General features: G+C 66.5%; 4 protein-coding genes. 2 read left to right on the top strand and 2 right to left on the bottom strand.

The window, feature by feature from the left end:
- Window positions 1–36 precede the first annotated feature (36 nt).
- Window positions 37–735, bottom strand: coding sequence for an orotidine-5'-phosphate decarboxylase (gene pyrF, locus VDP82_RS16880; RefSeq protein WP_323015989.1), 699 nt, complete (start codon window positions 733–735; stop codon window positions 37–39).
- A 148-nt stretch (window positions 736–883) separates the two neighbouring features.
- On the opposite strand from pyrF, the gene VDP82_RS16875 reads away from it, so the two are divergent.
- Window positions 884–1,321, top strand: coding sequence for a MarR family winged helix-turn-helix transcriptional regulator (locus VDP82_RS16875; RefSeq protein WP_323015988.1), 438 nt, complete (start codon window positions 884–886; stop codon window positions 1,319–1,321).
- On the opposite strand, the gene VDP82_RS16870 is transcribed toward VDP82_RS16875, so the two are convergent.
- Window positions 1,308–1,853, bottom strand: coding sequence for an NADPH-dependent FMN reductase (locus tag VDP82_RS16870; protein ID WP_323015987.1), 546 nt, complete (start codon window positions 1,851–1,853; stop codon window positions 1,308–1,310). The two genes, VDP82_RS16875 and VDP82_RS16870, sit on opposite strands and share 14 nt — an antisense overlap.
- A gap of 123 nt (window positions 1,854–1,976) precedes the next feature.
- On the opposite strand from VDP82_RS16870, the gene VDP82_RS16865 reads away from it, so the two are divergent.
- Complete coding sequence (locus VDP82_RS16865; RefSeq protein WP_323015986.1) at window positions 1,977–2,384, top strand: VOC family protein; 408 nt, start codon at window positions 1,977–1,979, stop codon at window positions 2,382–2,384.
- Window positions 2,385–2,617: the final 233 nt, after the last annotated feature.

Below are 2,617 nucleotides of genomic sequence, written 5' to 3'. Positions count from 1 at the left end.
AGGGGGAGGTGCCGCGTGGTGGCTGGGGCTCTTACCTCACGCCAGCCGCGTGCCGCCCGCCATTTCCGCCAGGATCGCCCGCGCCGCCGCCGCCGGGTCGGCGGCTTCGATGATCGGCCGCGCCACCACCAGATGCGTGGCGCCGGCGGCCAGCGCCGCTGCCGGGCCCATCACCCGCTTCTGGTCGCCCATGGCGCTGCCGGCGGGGCGGATGCCGGGGGTGACGATGGCCATCTGCGGCCCCACGATATTGCGGATCATCTCCGCCTCATGCGGCGAGGCAACCAGCCCGCCGATTCCGGCTGCCCGCGCCTGTTCGGCCCGCAGCGCCACCAGCCCGGCCGCGTCGCGTCCATAGCCGGCTTCCTTCACGTCCGCGTCGTCCATCGAGGTCAGCACGGTGACGCCCAATATGCACAGGCCCGAGCCCGCCGCCGCCCTGGCCGCCGCCCGCATGGTCTTGGGATAGGCATGCACGGTCAGCATCGAGGCGCCGGTTTGGGCAAAGGCGGCCACGCCCTTTTCCACCGTATTGTCGATGTCGAGCAGCTTGAGGTCGAAGAACACCTTCTTGCCCGCCGCCATCAGCGCCTTGCCCAGCGCCAGCCCGTCGCCGCCGTAAAAGCACTGATAGCCGATCTTGTAGAAATCCACCGCGTCGCCCAGCAGCGCCACGATCTCCTCGGCGCGCGCCCGGCTGTCCACATCCAGCCCCACGATCAATTGCCCGGCCATTGCCTGTCTCCTTTGCGTTGCCCCCGCCTGCCACGAGGACGCCGATCCGGCAAGCCCGTTTAACGGTGCTATGTCGTCATAACACCTTGCCGCAGGGGTGATATGGCGGCATAAGACCGACCTTTTCCGTGCTATTGGGGGATGAATCATGCAGCAGCAGGCGCTATCGGCCATCGTCGCCTGGGTGAGGCTCGAGCGCGCCCTTCAGGGTTTCGAGAAGGATCTCAAGGCTCGCCACGGCATCACCATGCTGCAATTGGCCGTGCTCCATATCCTGACCGAGCGCCCGCATATGCCGCTTTCGGCGCTGCGCCGCACCCTGGTCATGCACCCGGCGACGCTGGGCCAATCCATTGACGATTTGCGCCGCAAGCGCCTTTGCCGCGTCACCACCGATCCCGAGGATCGCCGCGCCCGCCATATCGCCATCACCGAAACCGGCCTGGCGCTGGTCGATGCCGTGCCGCTGGCCGGCCCCATGCGCCTGCGCCAGCTCGATACCGACCCGGCCCGGCTCGACCGGCTCACCGCCAGCCTTTCCGACGCCATGGCGCTGTTCGGGCTCGAGGCGTCTAGCCCCGGCTGAAATGGGTCAGCTCGTGCACCATCTGGTCCACCTTGCGGATGATACCGGGCTCCACCGGCGCGCCCTCGGCGTCGAAGGCCTCGCTGGCCGGGCCGATCCCGAGCAGGGTCGGCACCACCAGCGCCCCCATCTTGGTCAGCGATTCGCGCAGATGGCTCAGCCCCCAGATGGTGCCGTATTTGCCCGAGCTCACCCCGCCAATGCCGAATATGGCCTGGCGGAACACGCTCGGCTTCTGCCGGCTCAGCCAGGCGATGGTGTTGACCAGGAGCGGGCTGACGCTGCCATTATATTCCGGGCTGGCGATAAAGACGATGTCGTGGCTGCGCCACATTTGCGCCAGCGTCACCGCCGCTTCGGGCACATGGTCCGGCTCCAGGTCCTGATTGAAGATGGGCATGGGAAAATCGCCCAGGTCGATGGCGGTGACGCCGACGCCCGCCGCCTCCAGCTTTTGGCCCATATGCCGTTGCAGCAGCCGGTTATAGGACCCCCGGCGGATCGAGCCGGAAAGGGTGAGAGCCGTCGTCATCGAATGCATGTCTCCTTGAGATGAACAGGGCCGCGCTTGCGCGCCGCTCCAGCCCATAGCAATATCGCCGCGCCCGGTCACGAGCGCCGATCCGCGTGGCGGGCCGAAAGACGGAGCCCCCCGATGTCGTCCAATATGATCTTTCTCAACCTGCCCGTTGCCGACCTGGCCGCCACCATGGCCTATTACAAGGCGCTGGGTTTCGAGCATAATCCCGATTTCACCGACGAAACCGCCGCCTGCATCGTCATCAGCGAAGCCATTTTCGTCATGGTGCTGACCCATGACAAATTCCGCCAGTTCACCCCCCTGCCCATCGCCGACGCGCATCGCCAGACCCAGGGCCTTTATGCCCTGGTCCAGGACAGCCGCGAGGCGGTCGACGCCATTGCCGCGCGGGGCCTTGCCGCCGGCGGCAGCGAAATCCGCGAGGCGCAGGATCATGGCTTCATGTATTCGCGCTCCATCGCCGATCCCGATGGCCATATCTGGGAATATTTCTGGATGGACATGAGCCAGCAGCAGGGGTGAGGCACCATATTGCCCTATCCACCGCGCGGCACCTCCCCCTTGACGGGGGAGGCTGGGAGGGGGTGCCGGGAGCCCGAATATTCGGGCCAAACGCCCCCCACCCTTGATCCAGCCATTCGAGCATAGCTCTCATGGCCTTCTCGCCTCAAATCGCCCCACTGGGGCGATTTGCCCTGAAGGGATGGCTCGAAGCCCCGCAAGGGGGAGGGTGACGACTGGACCGTCGCTGTCCA

The sequence above is a fragment of the Devosia sp. genome (assembly GCF_034675085.1).
In the GTDB taxonomy this organism is placed as follows: Bacteria; Pseudomonadota; Alphaproteobacteria; order Rhizobiales; family Devosiaceae; genus Devosia.
The sequence above is the reverse complement of the archived record's forward strand: the minus strand, read 5'-3'. Positions and strand labels throughout refer to the sequence as shown.